This window comes from Blastococcus sp. CT_GayMR20 (genome assembly GCF_004570345.1).
Genome location: NZ_SPQM01000114.1, coordinates 1 through 15,893, shown reverse-complemented (window position 1 = coordinate 15,893; position 15,893 = coordinate 1). Strand labels below are relative to the sequence as shown.

The window sequence follows — 15,893 nt, the reverse complement described above, 5'->3', positions numbered from 1 at the left end:
CCGGCGCGCCGGCGGCCACCGCCGCGGCCACCGCCGCCAGCGCCTGCGGGCCGCCGCGCGCGTCGGTGAGGACGTGCAGCGGTCCCAGGGGCGGCCGGTTCACGCGACGACTCCGCTGCGGCGCCGCCGGCGCCGGCCCGGCAGCACGATCAGCGCGGTGAGCGCGGTAGCGACGGCGAGGCTGACCAGCGAGGCCGACCAGCCGTTGCCCGGGTCGATGCCGAGGTCGGCCTGGCGCGCGGTCCACCAGGCGGTCCAGCTCTGGCCCGGTCCGGTGAAATACGTCGGGAGGGTCAGCTGGTAGGCGAGGAAGCCGGCGATCCACGGCAGCAGGAGCAGCGGCCGGGCCGGCGCGCGGTCGGAGGTGTCCCACTGCCCGCGCGGCGTCGACCAGTAGGCCACCAGCAGCACCCCGACCAGCGGGACGAACACCGCCCCGATGAGGAAGAGGAACGGCTCGTAGGCGGCGATGTCGAAGGAAAGCGCCAGCAGCGTCGCCGCCGTCCCGACCCCCACGGCCAGTAGCCGCCGGTCGAGCCTGGCGACCACGTTCTGCGCGGAGATCGCGGTCGAGTAGACGTTGGCGAAGGCTTCGTCGAGCTCGACGGTGACCAGCACGAGCAGGGCGATGACGCCCAGCGGCACGGCCAGCAGCGCGTCGACCACGTCCAGGCCCGCGCTGCCGTAGGCCGCCAGGGCCAGCACCCCGAGGGTGAACATCGCGATCGTCGCCAGCCCGTAGCCCACCGAGGAGCCGACGAAGGCCGCCCGCCCGCTGCGCACGTGGCGGGTGTAGTCGGCGGCCAGCGGGAACCACGAGACGGGCAGCGCGATGACGATGTCGGTCGCCGTCCAGAACGACGTCGCGCCGCCGCCCTCCAGCGGCGGCAGCGGCTCGGCCAGCACCTGGACGTAGAGGTAGACGATGGCGGCCAGCGCGGCCCAGACCGCGTAGCGGGCCAGCACCCGGACTACGCCGAGCGGGCGCAGCGCCATCGCGGTGGCCAGGACTCCGGCGGCGAGGACGAAGGGCCAGCGTGGTGCGTCCAGCGCCCGGGAGGCGGCCTCGGCGATGACGACGATCTCGAAGGTGGCCCAGCCGATGCACTGCACGAGGTTAAGGACGGTGGGCGCGTAGGAGGTGCGTCGGCCCAGCAGTCCGCGGAGCAGCACCATTCCGGGCACGCTCTCCCGGGCGCCCGCGGCCGCGGCCAGGCCCAGGAGCACCGCCCCGATCAGCGCGCCCAGGACGATCGCGCCGAGGGTCTCCGACAGCGGCCGCCCCGGCAGGACGACGAAGACAGCGGCCACCGGCAGCAGCAGGCTGATGCCGAGGTTGCCCCACAGGCCGAGGGCGTCGCGCAGGCCCAGGGTCCGCGGGGGAGGTTCGATGAGGGTCAGCGGTGCGTCCGGGGTGTGCCCGGCCGTGCGGATGGCGTCCGACGTGCTCATGATCGCTCCCTACGCCGGCATTACCCGGTCAGGTTCGAGCGGTCGGCGGCGCGCTCAGCCGCCCTCTCAGCCCGGTTGCCCCGAGCTCCCGCACACGGCTCCGGCCGTGTCGGATGCCACCCTAGCCACCTCGTAGAGTCGCCGCCGTGCCGGTCGCCGAGCTGCTCCAGCGCCACGCCGCCGAGTGGCGGCGCGCCGTGTGCCACCCGTTCCTGGACGCCGTCCGGGAGGGAACCCTGCCGGCGGCCGCCTTCGACACCTGGCTGGTGCAGGACGCGCGCTTCGTCGCCGAACTGCTCCGCTTCCAGGCCCGGCTGCTGGCGCGGGCACCGCGCCAGGCGCAGCCGGTGCTGGCCGGCGGCGTGACGGCGCTGGTCGAGGAGCTGGCCTGGTTCGAGCAGCAGACGGCTGCCCGCGGCCTGGACCTGGCGGCGCCGGCGCTGCCGGCCACGGCGCGGTACGCGGAGCTGCTCGAGCGCCTCGACTCGGCTGACGTGCCGAACGCTCTGGTCGCGCTGTGGACGATCGAGCGGACGTACCTCGACGCGTGGTCCGGTGCACGGCCGGGCGCGCCGGAGTACCGGAAGTTCGTCGAGCACTGGACCGTGCCGGTGTTCGCCGACTACGTGGCCGGCCTGGAGGTGGCCGCGGACCGCGCCGGGCCGGTGGACGCTGATGCGGTGTTCCTCGAGGTGGTCGCCGCTGAGATCGCGTTCTGGGAGATGGCGGTGGACGGCCGGTGACCCCGACGCCGTCCGGGCTCTCCGCGCGGCTGTGGGCCGACAACGCAGATCTGGCCGCGGCCTGCCTCGCGCACCCGTTCGTCACGGGCATCTCCGACGGGACGCTGCCGCGCGAGCGGTTCGCCGGCTATGTCGCGCAGGACGCCTTCTTCCTGGAGGCGTTCGCCCGGGCGTACGCGCTGGCGGTGGCGCACAGCCGGGACCGCGCCTCGCTCGAGGCGTTCGCCGACCTGCTGGCCGGCGTCCGGGAGGAGCTGCGGCTGCACGACTCGTACGCGGCCCGGTGGGGGATCGACCTGGCGGCGGTCGAGCCGGTCGCGGCGACGCTGGCCTACACCGACTTCCTGCTCGCCGCCGCGTCGCTCGGCGACGTCGGGCTGACGTGCGCCGCGATGACCCCCTGCATGCGGCTGTACGCGTACTTGGGCCAGGCCCTGTCCGGGCGGTCGGAGGAGACCTACGGCGAGTGGGTCACCGCCTACGCCGCGCCGGAGTTCGACGGGCTGGCCGCGACCCTCGAGCGGCTGCTCGACCGGCATGCGACCGATACGCCCGCGGTGCGCCGAGCCTACCGTCGGGCCATGCAGCTCGAACTCGCGTTCTTCGAGGGCGCCTGTGGGGATGGCGGCCGGTGACCGCTGTGGCCCTGACCGTCGCCGGCAGCGACCCGAGCGGGGGAGCCGGGATCCAGGCCGACCTGAAGACCTTCAGCGCCCTGGGGGTCTACGGGACGGCGGTGCTGACCGCGCTGACGGCGCAGAACACCCGCGGGGTCACCGGGGTGCACCCGGTGCCGGCGGAGTTCGTGGGCGCGCAGCTGCGCACGCTGCTCGACGACGTGCCGGTGCAGGCCACCAAGTTGGGCATGCTGGGCACCGCAGCGGTCGTCCGAGAGGTTGCGGCCGTGCTGGCCGAGCGGCGTCCGGGACCCGTGATCTGCGACCCGGTGATGGTGGCCACCAGTGGGGACCGGCTGGTCGACGAGGACGCGGTGGACGCCGTGCGGACCGACCTGCTCCCCCTCGCCGACGTGATCACACCGAACGTGCCCGAGGCCGCGGCGCTGCTGGACACGATCCCTGCGACGTCGGTCGAGGAGCTGACCGAGCAGGCGCTCGCGCTGTTGCGGCTCGGGCCCCGGACGGTACTGGTCAAGGGGGGTCACCTCGGCGGTGCCGAGAGCGTCGACGTCCTGGCCACCCCGGATGGTGTCCGGGTGACGTCCCGACCGCGCCTGGCCACCTCGGCCACGCACGGCACCGGCTGCACGCTGTCCTCCGCCGTGGCCGCGCTCGTCGCTCGTCAAGGCGGGCGCCCCCCCACAGACTGGCTGCCGGTCATCGAAGGCGCCCGCGACTACCTGCAGTCCGCCCTCGCCGCGGGGCAGTCCCTCGGTATCGGCTCCGGGCACGGCCCGGTGCACCACTTCGTCGACTGGTGGGAGGGCTGATCCACGGCCACCAGCACGGCCGCACCACTCCGGGCCCGTCGTCTTCATCCAAAGCGACTGCGTCAGTCGCTACGCCGCTAGGCCCTCGGTACGCCGGCCGGGTCGATGTCATGGGCGCCCGCCGGTTCCACCTGGGCCCGTTCCCCATAACCCGCCTTCTTCCGGCTGTGGCGCGGCGGGGGAAGGGTGGGCCGAAGGCCCATCCCGCAGGGACGCGAGCGCCCTTCCGGCGCCGCGCCGCAGGCGGCACGCTGATCGGGGTGGGGAGCGGTCACTGTTCCGTCCATGAATGGCTCGCGGCCCGTGACGCGTGATGGTGAGGCTGAAGCGCCTCGTCGTGCCCGGGGACCAGCGGGCGTGCCCGCTGCGTGCCCGTAGTACGGGCACGCAGGGGCAACTGGCGGTAGCCACCGGTCTCAGCAGCTTGGGCCTTGACCTGCGGAAACGGTTGGCCGGCGTTGGCTCCGAAAGCCCCTGCATCAGGCTTGAAAACCGCTAGGAGTTCACAGCTCCTCGTGGGTTCGAATCCCACGCCCTCCGCCGACGCTCGACACGCCGCCATGCGCGACCGCGACCGGATGATCGGACGCCGGATCACCGCGTCTGCGCAGGTGAACGCGGGATTTGTCGACAAGACGCCGTCCCGTGAGCTGGGTCACCGACCCGCGGAACGGCTCCTCGCAACGATCCGGTGACGGGCCGATCCGGTCGGTCTCGGAGACCCCGTCGTCCGCCGATACCGGCCATATCTTCTGCCTTGTCCGCGGCACTTCCCCGCCGCGGCGCTGGGTGCTGAGGAGTCCACGCGTGACCATGGGCGCGACGCTCGGGTGGCCGACGGCCACCGTCTTGTTGGGCTTCCTCGTGATGACCGCGCTGGTCGTCGTCCTGGGCACGAGCTCGACGGCCCGCTACGAGTTCGAGCGCAACGGCGCGCGCGAGGGCCAGCGCTCCGCCGCGCGCAGCTACGGGGCCCACCCCGCCGGCAGCCGGACCGGGCAGCGGACCGCCGGCGCCCCGGACGCGCACGCCAAGCCCCAGTCGGTCGACACCGCGGTCCGCTCCGACCCGGGCCTCGCGACCGGCGGTCCCGCCTGGTGGCTGGTCGACGAGTGGGCGCAGGCGCTGGCCGGCCCGTTCGGGGACCGGATCGACGCGGACTGGGCCGCACTGGACGGCGGACTGCTGGCGATCTCCGTCCACGGCACCCGCAACGGCGACGGCAGCGTGACGCTGCGGCCCTCGCCCGAGGAGCGGGAGTGGCTCAGCGAGCTCGGAGACCAGCTGGACCGGATCCCGGACGACTGGGATGCGCTGCTGACCGACACCGACCCGCTGACCACGCTGCTGGTCGAGGTCACCGCCGCGGTGGTCGAGGCGGGACTCCAGCTGCACGACCCGCACGACCCGGCGGGCGGCGTCTGCCTGCTGCCGGAGCCGACCGAGCGGGGCGTCGTGGTCAGCTGGCGGGCCCACGAGCGGATGGGCCTGCAACACCAGCGGGGTGCGGCGGCCGGCGCCACCGTTGCCCAGTCGATGAACGTGGCGGTCGCGGACATCCTGGCGAACCTCGGCTTCGTGGTCGAGCCGTTCGGTGCGACCGGGAGCTCGCTGGTCACGGCGCTGCGCTGAACACTGGTTGCCGCGGCAAACCGTTTCGCGTCGCACGCCCCGGGCACCTCGACCGCAGACGTTCCTGCGATCGAAGGCGGCAACCCATGAAGGCAGTGACCTGGCACGGTCAGCGCGACGTGCGGGTGGAGGACGTCCCGGACCCGTTCGTCGAGGCCCCGACGGACGCGGTCATCCGCGTGACCACGACGAACATCTGCGGCTCCGACCTGCACCTCTACGAGCCGCTGGCCCCCTTCATGGGCGTCGGAAACATCCTCGGCCACGAGAACATGGGCCAGGTCGTCGAGGTGGGGTCGGAGTGCGGTGACCTGAAGATCGGTGACCGCGTCTCGATCCCCTTCCAGATCTCCTGCGGCCACTGCTGGATGTGCCGGCAGCACCTCTACACCCAGTGCGAGACGACGCAGGTGCGCGACCAGGGCATGGGTGCGGCGCTGTTCGGGTTCTCCAAGCTCTACGGCGAGGTGCCGGGCGGGCAGGCGGAGTACCTCCGGGTGCCGCAGGCCCAGTTCACCCACATCAAGCTGCCCGAGGGCCCGCCGGACGACCGGTTCGCCTACCTCTCGGACATCCTGCCGACCGCCTGGCAGGGCGTGGAGTACGCGAACGTGCCGGAGGGCGGCACCCTCGTCGTCCTCGGACTCGGGCCGATCGGTGACTTCGCCTGCCGGATCGCCCAGCACAAGGGTTTCCGCGTGATCGGAGTGGACCTGGTGCCCGAGCGCCTCGAGCGGGTCCGCGCCCGCGGCATCGAGGTCGTCGACCTCGGCGAGCACGAGGACGACCTCGGTGACGCCATCCGGGACATGACCGGCGGCCGTGGACCCGACTCGGTCCTCGACGCCGTCGGCATGGAGGCGCACGGCTCACCGGCCACCACGTTCATCCAGAAGGCGGCTGGCCTGCTGCCGAAGGCGATCTCCGCGCCGCTCATGCAGACGGCGGGGGTCGACCGGCTCAATGCCCTGTACTCGGCCATCGACATCGTGCGGCGCGGCGGGACGATCTCCCTGTCCGGCGTCTACGGCGGGATGGCCGACCCGATCCCGATGCTGACTCTGTTCGACAAGCAGATTCAGCTGCACATGGGCCAGTGCAACATCAAGCGCTGGATCCCCGACATCATGCCGCTGCTCACCGACGACGACCCGCTCGGCTGCGACACGTTCGCGACCCACCGGGTTCCCCTGTCCGACGCGCCGGAGATGTACCGGAAGTTCCAGGAGAAGGAGGACGGCGTCGTGAAGGTGCAGCTCAAGCCCGAGCTGTGAGCGCGTCGGTCGGGGACGGAGGGTCCCGCCGTCCCCGACCGCTGCGCGGGTCCAGTTCGCCCCCGTGGAACTGGAACCGTGCGTCGTCCCGGCGGACGGGTCAGCGGCCGCCCGGAGCGTGGCGGATGCGGAGTTCCCCGCCGGCGGCCGCGAAGCGTCGACGGAGGTTGCGCAGGATGTCCAGCCCGGCGTCGTCGGCGGCCCGGACATCCTGCAGATCGAGGACGACGGACGTGTGGCCGCTGACCCGCAGGGAGTCGGCCGTACCGCTCAACAGGTCCGCGCCCTGACGGGTGAGGTGTCCGCGCGCCCGGATGTGCCCGGTGCCCACGTCCACGACTTCCGACAGCATGGTCTCGGACGGTTCGCGGGACTCGGGTGCGTGCGTCGTCATGCCGCAGGCCGGGCGTGAGCGGTATCGAGCTCGAGGACGCGCCACAGCCCCGTGCGGTGCAGGAGGTCGAGCGTCCGCCGGTTGGCTCCGCGCAGGACGACGGCGCCTCCGCGGGCACGGCAGGTCCGGTGCGCCGACAGGAAGCTGGCCACCGCGGGGCTCGACAGGTGCTCGACCGCCCCGAGGTCGACCACCAGGCGCCGCGCGCCGGCCAGCAGGGCGTCGTGCAGGAGCCACCGGACGTCGGCCACCCCGTCGACCAGGAGGTCGTCGCTGAGCCGGACCGTGACCTCGTCCCCCGTGGCGTCGAGCGTGCTCTGCACTGCGGCTCGTAGTGCGACTGCGGACATCCGGTACCTCCCCGGCTCGGGACGAGTCATCGCCGACGAGCCTGGCCGTTCGAGGTTGCGATCAGCCCGCGAACTGCTTTGCGATTGCATGACGGCTGCCGTCAGCGGAGGGGGACGGCGCCGGGCGCGATGGCAGCATGGCCGGAATGGCGATGCGACTCCTCGTCGTCGAGGATGACGACCACATCCGGACAGCGCTGCGCTGGGCGCTGGAGGACGAGGGCTACGACGTCGCGGAGGCCGAGTCCGGCGAGGAAGCGTGCCAGTCGGTGGCGGTCGCCCCACCCGACCTCATGGTGCTGGATCTGATGCTCGGCTCGATGGACGGCTTGGAGGTGATCCGGCACGTCCGCAGGGGACTCGACCTGCCGATCATCGTCGTCAGCGCCCGCGCCGACACGAGCGCCATCATCGCCGCGCTCGAGGCCGGTGCCGACGACTACGTGACCAAGCCGTTCGAGATCGGCGAGATCACGGCCCGCCTGCGGGCCCTCCGCCGGCGCGCGGCGGCGGTCCCGGGCAGCCCGTACCAGCCGCCCGAGGAGATCGTCCTGGACCGGGACCCCGCGGCACCGCTGGTCCTGCGCGAGACGCGGGGGACGGTGCACCGCGGGGACGAGCAGCTGAACCTCACGCTCACGGAGTTCCGGCTCCTGTGCGAGATGGCCGCCGCCCCCCACCGGGTCTTCAGCCGCGAGACGCTGCTGCAGCGCGTCTGGGACCACGGGTTCTTCGGCGACGAGCGGATCGTGGACGTACACATCCGGCGGCTGGTACGGGCTGCCCGGGACCGCCGCCGCGCGCCGGCGGAGGGCCCGCAGGCGGGCCGTGATCTCGCCGATCTCGAACGGCTTGGTCACGTAGTCGTCGGCACCGGCCTCGAGCGCGGCGATGATGGCGCTCGTGTCGGCGCGGGCGCTGACGACGATGATCGGCAGGTCGAGTCCCCTGCGGACGTGCCGGATCACCTCCAAGCCGTCCATCGAGCCGAGCATCAGATCCAGCACCATGAGGTCGGGTGGGGCGACCGCCACCGACTGGCACGCTTCCTCGCCGGACTCGGCCTCCGCGACGTCGTAGCCCTCGTCCTCCAGCGCCCAGCGCAGCGCTGTCCGGATGTGGTCGTCATCCTCGACGACGAGGAGTCGCATCGCCATTCCGGCCATGCTGCCATCGCGCCCGGCGCCGTCCCCCTCCGCTGACGGCAGCCGTCATGCAATCGCAAAGCAGTTCGCGGGCTGATCGCAACCTCGAACGGCCAGGCTCGTCGGCGATGACTCGTCCCGAGCCGGGGAGGTACCGGATGTCCGCAGTCGCACTACGAGCCGCAGTGCAGAGCACGCTCGACGCCACGGGGGACGAGGTCACGGTCCGGCTCAGCGACGACCTCCTGGTCGACGGGGTGGCCGACGTCCGGTGGCTCCTGCACGACGCCCTGCTGGCCGGCGCGCGGCGCCTGGTGGTCGACCTCGGGGCGGTCGAGCACCTGTCGAGCCCCGCGGTGGCCAGCTTCCTGTCGGCGCACCGGACCTGCCGTGCCCGCGGAGGCGCCGTCGTCCTGCGCGGAGCCAACCGGCGGACGCTCGACCTCCTGCACCGCACGGGGCTGTGGCGCGTCCTCGAGCTCGATACCGCTCACGCCCGGCCTGCGGCATGACGACGCACGCACCCGAGTCCCGCGAACCGTCCGAGACCATGCTGTCGGAAGTCGTGGACGTGGGCACCGGGCACATCCGGGCGCGCGGACACCTCACCCGTCAGGGCGCGGACCTGTTGAGCGGTACGGCCGACTCCCTGCGGGTCAGCGGCCACACGTCCGTCGTCCTCGATCTGCAGGATGTCCGGGCCGCCGACGACGCCGGGCTGGACATCCTGCGCAACCTCCGTCGACGCTTCGCGGCCGCCGGCGGGGAACTCCGCATCCGCCACGCTCCGGGCGGCCGCTGACCCGTCCGCCGGGACGACGCACGGTTCCAGTTCCACGGGGGCGAACTGGACCCGCGCAGCGGTCGGGGACGGCGGGACCCTCCGTCCCCGACCGACGCGCTCACAGCTCGGGCTTGAGCTGCACCTTCACGACGCCGTCCTCCTTCTCCTGGAACTTCCGGTACATCTCCGGCGCGTCGGACAGGGGAACCCGGTGGGTCGCGAACGTGTCGCAGCCGAGCGGGTCGTCGTCGGTGAGCAGCGGCATGATGTCGGGGATCCAGCGCTTGATGTTGCACTGGCCCATGTGCAGCTGAATCTGCTTGTCGAACAGAGTCAGCATCGGGATCGGGTCGGCCATCCCGCCGTAGACGCCGGACAGGGAGATCGTCCCGCCGCGCCGCACGATGTCGATGGCCGAGTACAGGGCATTGAGCCGGTCGACCCCCGCCGTCTGCATGAGCGGCGCGGAGATCGCCTTCGGCAGCAGGCCAGCCGCCTTCTGGATGAACGTGGTGGCCGGTGAGCCGTGCGCCTCCATGCCGACGGCGTCGAGGACCGAGTCGGGTCCACGGCCGCCGGTCATGTCCCGGATGGCGTCACCGAGGTCGTCCTCGTGCTCGCCGAGGTCGACGACCTCGATGCCGCGGGCGCGGACCCGCTCGAGGCGCTCGGGCACCAGGTCCACTCCGATCACGCGGAAACCCTTGTGCTGGGCGATCCGGCAGGCGAAGTCACCGATCGGCCCGAGTCCGAGGACGACGAGGGTGCCGCCCTCCGGCACGTTCGCGTACTCCACGCCCTGCCAGGCGGTCGGCAGGATGTCCGAGAGGTAGGCGAACCGGTCGTCCGGCGGGCCCTCGGGCAGCTTGATGTGGGTGAACTGGGCCTGCGGCACCCGGAGGTACTCCGCCTGCCCGCCCGGCACCTCGCCGTAGAGCTTGGAGAACCCGAACAGCGCCGCACCCATGCCCTGGTCGCGCACCTGCGTCGTCTCGCACTGGGTGTAGAGGTGCTGCCGGCACATCCAGCAGTGGCCGCAGGAGATCTGGAAGGGGATCGAGACGCGGTCACCGATCTTCAGGTCACCGCACTCCGACCCCACCTCGACGACCTGGCCCATGTTCTCGTGGCCGAGGATGTTTCCGACGCCCATGAAGGGGGCCAGCGGCTCGTAGAGGTGCAGGTCGGAGCCGCAGATGTTCGTCGTGGTCACGCGGATGACCGCGTCCGTCGGGGCCTCGACGAACGGGTCCGGGACGTCCTCCACCCGCACGTCGCGCTGACCGTGCCAGGTCACTGCCTTCATGGGTTGCCGCCTTCGATCGCAGGAACGTCTGCGGTCGAGGTGCCCGGGGCGTGCGACGCGAAACGGTTTGCCGCGGCAACCAGTGTTCAGCGCAGCGCCGTGACCAGCGAGCTCCCGGTCGCACCGAACGGCTCGACCACGAAGCCGAGGTTCGCCAGGATGTCCGCGACCGCCACGTTCATCGACTGGGCAACGGTGGCGCCGGCCGCCGCACCCCGCTGGTGTTGCAGGCCCATCCGCTCGTGGGCCCGCCAGCTGACCACGACGCCCCGCTCGGTCGGCTCCGGCAGCAGGCAGACGCCGCCCGCCGGGTCGTGCGGGTCGTGCAGCTGGAGTCCCGCCTCGACCACCGCGGCGGTGACCTCGACCAGCAGCGTGGTCAGCGGGTCGGTGTCGGTCAGCAGCGCATCCCAGTCGTCCGGGATCCGGTCCAGCTGGTCTCCGAGCTCGCTGAGCCACTCCCGCTCCTCGGGCGAGGGCCGCAGCGTCACGCTGCCGTCGCCGTTGCGGGTGCCGTGGACGGAGATCGCCAGCAGTCCGCCGTCCAGTGCGGCCCAGTCCGCGTCGATCCGGTCCCCGAACGGGCCGGCCAGCGCCTGCGCCCACTCGTCGACCAGCCACCAGGCGGGACCGCCGGTCGCGAGGCCCGGGTCGGAGCGGACCGCGGTGTCGACCGACTGGGGCTTGGCGTGCGCGTCCGGGGCGCCGGCGGTCCGCTGCCCGGTCCGGCTGCCGGCGGGGTGGGCCCCGTAGCTGCGCGCGGCGGAGCGCTGGCCCTCGCGCGCGCCGTTGCGCTCGAACTCGTAGCGGGCCGTCGAGCTCGTGCCCAGGACGACGACCAGCGCGGTCATCACGAGGAAGCCCAACAAGACGGTGGCCGTCGGCCACCCGAGCGTCGCGCCCATGGTCACGCGTGGACTCCTCAGCACCCAGCGCCGCGGCGGGGAAGTGCCGCGGACAAGGCAGAAGATATGGCCGGTATCGGCGGACGACGGGGTCTCCGAGACCGACCGGATCGGCCCGTCACCGGATCGTTGCGAGGAGCCGTTCCGCGGGTCGGTGACCCAGCTCACGGGACGGCGTCTTGTCGACAAATCCCGCGTTCACCTGCGCAGACGCGGTGATCCGGCGTCCGATCATCCGGTCGCGGTCGCGCATGGCGGCGTGTCGAGCGTCGGCGGAGGGCGTGGGATTCGAACCCACGAGGAGCTGTGAACTCCTAGCGGTTTTCAAGCCTGATGCAGGGGCTTTCGGAGCCAACGCCGGCCAACCGTTTCCGCAGGTCAAGGCCCAAGCTGCTGAGACCGGTGGCTACCGCCAGTTGCCCCTGCGTGCCCGTACTACGGGCACGCAGCGGGCACGCCCGCTGGTCCCCGGGCACGACGAGGCGCTTCAGCCTCACCATCACGCGTCACGGGCCGCGAGCCATTCATGGACGGAACAGTGACCGCTCCCCACCCCGATCAGCGTGCCGCCTGCGGCGCGGCGCCGGAAGGGCGCTCGCGTCCCTGCGGGATGGGCCTTCGGCCCACCCTTCCCCCGCCGCGCCACAGCCGGAAGAAGGCGGGTTATGGGGAACGGGCCCAGGTGGAACCGGCGGGCGCCCATGACATCGACCCGGCCGGCGTACCGAGGGCCTAGCGGCGTAGCGACTGACGCAGTCGCTTTGGATGAAGACGACGGGCCCGGAGTGGTGCGGCCGTGCTGGTGGCCGTGGATCAGCCCTCCCACCAGTCGACGAAGTGGTGCACCGGGCCGTGCCCGGAGCCGATACCGAGGGACTGCCCCGCGGCGAGGGCGGACTGCAGGTAGTCGCGGGCGCCTTCGATGACCGGCAGCCAGTCTGTGGGGGGGCGCCCGCCTTGACGAGCGACGAGCGCGGCCACGGCGGAGGACAGCGTGCAGCCGGTGCCGTGCGTGGCCGAGGTGGCCAGGCGCGGTCGGGACGTCACCCGGACACCATCCGGGGTGGCCAGGACGTCGACGCTCTCGGCACCGCCGAGGTGACCCCCCTTGACCAGTACCGTCCGGGGCCCGAGCCGCAACAGCGCGAGCGCCTGCTCGGTCAGCTCCTCGACCGACGTCGCAGGGATCGTGTCCAGCAGCGCCGCGGCCTCGGGCACGTTCGGTGTGATCACGTCGGCGAGGGGGAGCAGGTCGGTCCGCACGGCGTCCACCGCGTCCTCGTCGACCAGCCGGTCCCCACTGGTGGCCACCATCACCGGGTCGCAGATCACGGGTCCCGGACGCCGCTCGGCCAGCACGGCCGCAACCTCTCGGACGACCGCTGCGGTGCCCAGCATGCCCAACTTGGTGGCCTGCACCGGCACGTCGTCGAGCAGCGTGCGCAGCTGCGCGCCCACGAACTCCGCCGGCACCGGGTGCACCCCGGTGACCCCGCGGGTGTTCTGCGCCGTCAGCGCGGTCAGCACCGCCGTCCCGTAGACCCCCAGGGCGCTGAAGGTCTTCAGGTCGGCCTGGATCCCGGCTCCCCCGCTCGGGTCGCTGCCGGCGACGGTCAGGGCCACAGCGGTCACCGGCCGCCATCCCCACAGGCGCCCTCGAAGAACGCGAGTTCGAGCTGCATGGCCCGACGGTAGGCTCGGCGCACCGCGGGCGTATCGGTCGCATGCCGGTCGAGCAGCCGCTCGAGGGTCGCGGCCAGCCCGTCGAACTCCGGCGCGGCGTAGGCGGTGACCCACTCGCCGTAGGTCTCCTCCGACCGCCCGGACAGGGCCTGGCCCAAGTACGCGTACAGCCGCATGCAGGGGGTCATCGCGGCGCACGTCAGCCCGACGTCGCCGAGCGACGCGGCGGCGAGCAGGAAGTCGGTGTAGGCCAGCGTCGCCGCGACCGGCTCGACCGCCGCCAGGTCGATCCCCCACCGGGCCGCGTACGAGTCGTGCAGCCGCAGCTCCTCCCGGACGCCGGCCAGCAGGTCGGCGAACGCCTCGAGCGAGGCGCGGTCCCGGCTGTGCGCCACCGCCAGCGCGTACGCCCGGGCGAACGCCTCCAGGAAGAAGGCGTCCTGCGCGACATAGCCGGCGAACCGCTCGCGCGGCAGCGTCCCGTCGGAGATGCCCGTGACGAACGGGTGCGCGAGGCAGGCCGCGGCCAGATCTGCGTTGTCGGCCCACAGCCGCGCGGAGAGCCCGGACGGCGTCGGGGTCACCGGCCGTCCACCGCCATCTCCCAGAACGCGATCTCAGCGGCGACCACCTCGAGGAACACCGCATCAGCGTCCACCGGCCCGGCGCGGTCCGCGGCCACCTCCAGGCCGGCCACGTAGTCGGCGAACACCGGCACGGTCCAGTGCTCGACGAACTTCCGGTACTCCGGCGCGCCCGGCCGTGCACCGGACCACGCGTCGAGGTACGTCCGCTCGATCGTCCACAGCGCGACCAGAGCGTTCGGCACGTCAGCCGAGTCGAGGCGCTCGAGCAGCTCCGCGTACCGCGCCGTGGCCGGCAGCGCCGGCGCCGCCAGGTCCAGGCCGCGGGCAGCCGTCTGCTGCTCGAACCAGGCCAGCTCCTCGACCAGCGCCGTCACGCCGCCGGCCAGCACCGGCTGCGCCTGGCGCGGTGCCCGCGCCAGCAGCCGGGCCTGGAAGCGGAGCAGTTCGGCGACGAAGCGCGCGTCCTGCACCAGCCAGGTGTCGAAGGCGGCCGCCGGCAGGGTTCCCTCCCGGACGGCGTCCAGGAACGGGTGGCACACGGCGCGCCGCCACTCGGCGGCGTGGCGCTGGAGCAGCTCGGCGACCGGCACGGCGGCGACTCTACGAGGTGGCTAGGGTGGCATCCGACACGGCCGGAGCCGTGTGCGGGAGCTCGGGGCAACCGGGCTGAGAGGGCGGCTGAGCGCGCCGCCGACCGCTCGAACCTGACCGGGTAATGCCGGCGTAGGGAGCGATCATGAGCACGTCGGACGCCATCCGCACGGCCGGGCACACCCCGGACGCACCGCTGACCCTCATCGAACCTCCCCCGCGGACCCTGGGCCTGCGCGACGCCCTCGGCCTGTGGGGCAACCTCGGCATCAGCCTGCTGCTGCCGGTGGCCGCTGTCTTCGTCGTCCTGCCGGGGCGGCCGCTGTCGGAGACCCTCGGCGCGATCGTCCTGGGCGCGCTGATCGGGGCGGTGCTCCTGGGCCTGGCCGCGGCCGCGGGCGCCCGGGAGAGCGTGCCCGGAATGGTGCTGCTCCGCGGACTGCTGGGCCGACGCACCTCCTACGCGCCCACCGTCCTTAACCTCGTGCAGTGCATCGGCTGGGCCACCTTCGAGATCGTCGTCATCGCCGAGGCCGCCTCCCGGGCGCTGGACGCACCACGCTGGCCCTTCGTCCTCGCCGCCGGAGTCCTGGCCACCGCGATGGCGCTGCGCCCGCTCGGCGTAGTCCGGGTGCTGGCCCGCTACGCGGTCTGGGCCGCGCTGGCCGCCATCGTCTACCTCTACGTCCAGGTGCTGGCCGAGCCGCTGCCGCCGCTGGAGGGCGGCGGCGCGACGTCGTTCTGGACGGCGACCGACATCGTCATCGCGCTGCCCGTCTCGTGGTTCCCGCTGGCCGCCGACTACACCCGCCACGTGCGCAGCGGGCGGGCGGCCTTCGTCGGCTCCTCGGTGGGCTACGGGCTGGCGACGATCGCGATGTTCACCCTCGGGGTGCTGGCCCTGGCGGCCTACGGCAGCGCGGGCCTGGACGTGGTCGACGCGCTGCTGGCCGTGCCGCTGGGCGTCATCGCCCTGCTCGTGCTGGTCACCGTCGAGCTCGACGAAGCCTTCGCCAACGTCTACTCGACCGCGATCTCCGCGCAGAACGTGGTCGCCAGGCTCGACCGGCGGCTACTGGCCGTGGGGGTCGGGACGGCGGCGACGCTGCTGGCGCTTTCCTTCGACATCGCCGCCTACGAGCCGTTCCTCTTCCTCATCGGGGCGGTGTTCGTCCCGCTGGTCGGGGTGCTGCTGGTGGCCTACTGGTCGACGCCGCGCGGGCAGTGGGACACCTCCGACCGCGCGCCGGCCCGGCCGCTGCTCCTGCTGCCGTGGATCGCCGGCTTCCTCGCCTACCAGCTGACCCTCCCGACGTATTTCACCGGACCGGGCCAGAGCTGGACCGCCTGGTGGACCGCGCGCCAGGCCGACCTCGGCATCGACCCGGGCAACGGCTGGTCGGCCTCGCTGGTCAGCCTCGCCGTCGCTACCGCGCTCACCGCGCTGATCGTGCTGCCGGGCCGGCGCCGGCGGCGCCGCAGCGGAGTCGTCGCGTGAACCGGCCGCCCCTGGGACCGCTGCACGTCCTCACCGACGCGCGCGGCGGCCCGCAGGCGCTGGCGGCGGTGGCCGCGGCGGTGGCCGCCGGCGCGCCGG

At 73.0% G+C, this 15,893-nt stretch carries 16 protein-coding genes, 2 pseudogenes and 2 riboswitches; of the genes and pseudogenes, 9 read left to right on the top strand and 9 right to left on the bottom strand.

The annotated features are described in order from the left end of the window. Window positions 1–99 precede the first annotated feature (99 nt). Entirely contained in the window at window positions 100–1,452 is a 1,353-nt protein-coding gene (locus E4P40_RS20665) for a cytosine permease (protein WP_135160351.1), read from the bottom strand. Further along, window positions 1,442–1,554: riboswitch (TPP riboswitch) on the bottom strand. (Overlaps the previous gene by 11 nt.) Before the next feature lie 44 nt (window positions 1,555–1,598). Between E4P40_RS20665 and E4P40_RS20660 the strand changes: the two genes are divergently transcribed. The 5 genes from E4P40_RS20660 to E4P40_RS20645 all read left to right on the top strand — a co-directional run bounded on the left by E4P40_RS20660 (window position 1,599) and on the right by E4P40_RS20645 (window position 6,551). Then, window positions 1,599–2,195, top strand: coding sequence for a TenA family transcriptional regulator (locus E4P40_RS20660; protein ID WP_135160352.1), 597 nt, complete (start codon window positions 1,599–1,601; stop codon window positions 2,193–2,195). Beyond that, window positions 2,192–2,830: a TenA family protein gene (locus E4P40_RS28255; protein WP_167762320.1), complete on the top strand. Its 639-nt coding sequence runs from the start codon at window positions 2,192–2,194 to the stop codon at window positions 2,828–2,830. The genes E4P40_RS20660 and E4P40_RS28255 overlap by 4 nt, the downstream gene beginning before the upstream one ends. After that, on the top strand, window positions 2,827–3,645 hold the full coding sequence (gene thiD, locus E4P40_RS28250; protein WP_167762321.1) for a bifunctional hydroxymethylpyrimidine kinase/phosphomethylpyrimidine kinase: 819 nt from the start codon (window positions 2,827–2,829) through the stop codon (window positions 3,643–3,645). Before E4P40_RS28255 ends, thiD (E4P40_RS28250) begins: the two co-directional genes overlap by 4 nt. Before the next feature lie 813 nt (window positions 3,646–4,458). Further along, window positions 4,459–5,277 (top strand): hypothetical protein, encoded by an 819-nt coding sequence (locus E4P40_RS20650; RefSeq protein WP_135160358.1) that lies wholly within the window; start codon window positions 4,459–4,461, stop codon window positions 5,275–5,277. Window positions 5,278–5,363: 86 nt separating this feature from the next. Beyond that, entirely contained in the window at window positions 5,364–6,551 is a 1,188-nt protein-coding gene (locus E4P40_RS20645; RefSeq protein WP_135160353.1) for a zinc-dependent alcohol dehydrogenase, read from the top strand. 100 nt (window positions 6,552–6,651) lie between these two features. On the opposite strand, the gene E4P40_RS20640 is transcribed toward E4P40_RS20645, so the two are convergent. Next, window positions 6,652–6,903 carry an STAS domain-containing protein gene (locus E4P40_RS20640; RefSeq protein WP_167762322.1) on the bottom strand — a complete coding sequence of 84 codons (252 nt, stop codon included), beginning with the start codon at window positions 6,901–6,903 and terminating at the stop codon, window positions 6,652–6,654. Window positions 6,904–6,941: 38 nt separating this feature from the next. Then, window positions 6,942–7,295 (bottom strand): STAS domain-containing protein, encoded by a 354-nt coding sequence (locus E4P40_RS20635; protein WP_135160355.1) that lies wholly within the window; start codon window positions 7,293–7,295, stop codon window positions 6,942–6,944. A 137-nt stretch (window positions 7,296–7,432) separates the two neighbouring features. On the opposite strand from E4P40_RS20635, the pseudogene E4P40_RS29070 reads away from it, so the two are divergent. After that, a pseudogene (locus E4P40_RS29070) lies at window positions 7,433–8,017 on the top strand (response regulator transcription factor); the annotation flags it as partial. 108 nt (window positions 8,018–8,125) lie between these two features. On the opposite strand, the pseudogene E4P40_RS29065 reads toward E4P40_RS29070, so the two are convergent. Then, a pseudogene (locus E4P40_RS29065) lies at window positions 8,126–8,446 on the bottom strand (response regulator); the annotation flags it as partial. Window positions 8,447–8,598: 152 nt separating this feature from the next. Here E4P40_RS29065 and E4P40_RS20625 point away from each other — a divergent pair. Together E4P40_RS20625 and E4P40_RS20620 are read left to right on the top strand one after the other, a co-directional pair. Beyond that, window positions 8,599–8,952 carry an STAS domain-containing protein gene (locus E4P40_RS20625; RefSeq protein ID WP_135160355.1) on the top strand — a complete coding sequence of 118 codons (354 nt, stop codon included), beginning with the start codon at window positions 8,599–8,601 and terminating at the stop codon, window positions 8,950–8,952. 38 nt (window positions 8,953–8,990) lie between these two features. Further along, the gene (locus tag E4P40_RS20620) at window positions 8,991–9,242 is read left to right on the top strand and encodes an STAS domain-containing protein (RefSeq protein ID WP_167762322.1); all 252 of its coding nucleotides are present in this window, start codon (window positions 8,991–8,993) and stop codon (window positions 9,240–9,242) included. A 100-nt stretch (window positions 9,243–9,342) separates the two neighbouring features. Here E4P40_RS20620 and E4P40_RS20615 read toward each other — a convergent pair whose 3' ends face one another. From E4P40_RS20615 to E4P40_RS20600, 5 genes are all read right to left on the bottom strand, one after another. After that, complete coding sequence (locus E4P40_RS20615) at window positions 9,343–10,530, bottom strand: zinc-dependent alcohol dehydrogenase (protein ID WP_135160353.1); 1,188 nt, start codon at window positions 10,528–10,530, stop codon at window positions 9,343–9,345. 86 nt (window positions 10,531–10,616) lie between these two features. Then, entirely contained in the window at window positions 10,617–11,435 is an 819-nt protein-coding gene (locus tag E4P40_RS20610) for a hypothetical protein (RefSeq protein WP_135160358.1), read from the bottom strand. 813 nt (window positions 11,436–12,248) lie between these two features. After that, window positions 12,249–13,067 carry a bifunctional hydroxymethylpyrimidine kinase/phosphomethylpyrimidine kinase gene (gene thiD, locus E4P40_RS28245; RefSeq protein WP_167762321.1) on the bottom strand — a complete coding sequence of 273 codons (819 nt, stop codon included), beginning with the start codon at window positions 13,065–13,067 and terminating at the stop codon, window positions 12,249–12,251. Continuing rightward, the gene (locus tag E4P40_RS28240) at window positions 13,064–13,702 is read right to left on the bottom strand and encodes a TenA family protein (RefSeq protein WP_167762320.1); all 639 of its coding nucleotides are present in this window, start codon (window positions 13,700–13,702) and stop codon (window positions 13,064–13,066) included. Before E4P40_RS28240 ends, thiD (E4P40_RS28245) begins: the two co-directional genes overlap by 4 nt. Next, window positions 13,699–14,295, bottom strand: coding sequence for a TenA family transcriptional regulator (locus tag E4P40_RS20600; protein WP_135160352.1), 597 nt, complete (start codon window positions 14,293–14,295; stop codon window positions 13,699–13,701). The genes E4P40_RS28240 and E4P40_RS20600 overlap by 4 nt, the downstream gene beginning before the upstream one ends. 44 nt (window positions 14,296–14,339) lie before the next feature. Then, window positions 14,340–14,452, top strand: a riboswitch (TPP riboswitch). Here E4P40_RS20600 and E4P40_RS20595 point away from each other — a divergent pair. Beyond that, window positions 14,442–15,794, top strand: coding sequence for a cytosine permease (locus tag E4P40_RS20595; protein WP_135160351.1), 1,353 nt, complete (start codon window positions 14,442–14,444; stop codon window positions 15,792–15,794). Its footprint overlaps the riboswitch before it by 11 nt. The last annotated feature ends 99 nt before the right edge of the window (window positions 15,795–15,893 follow it).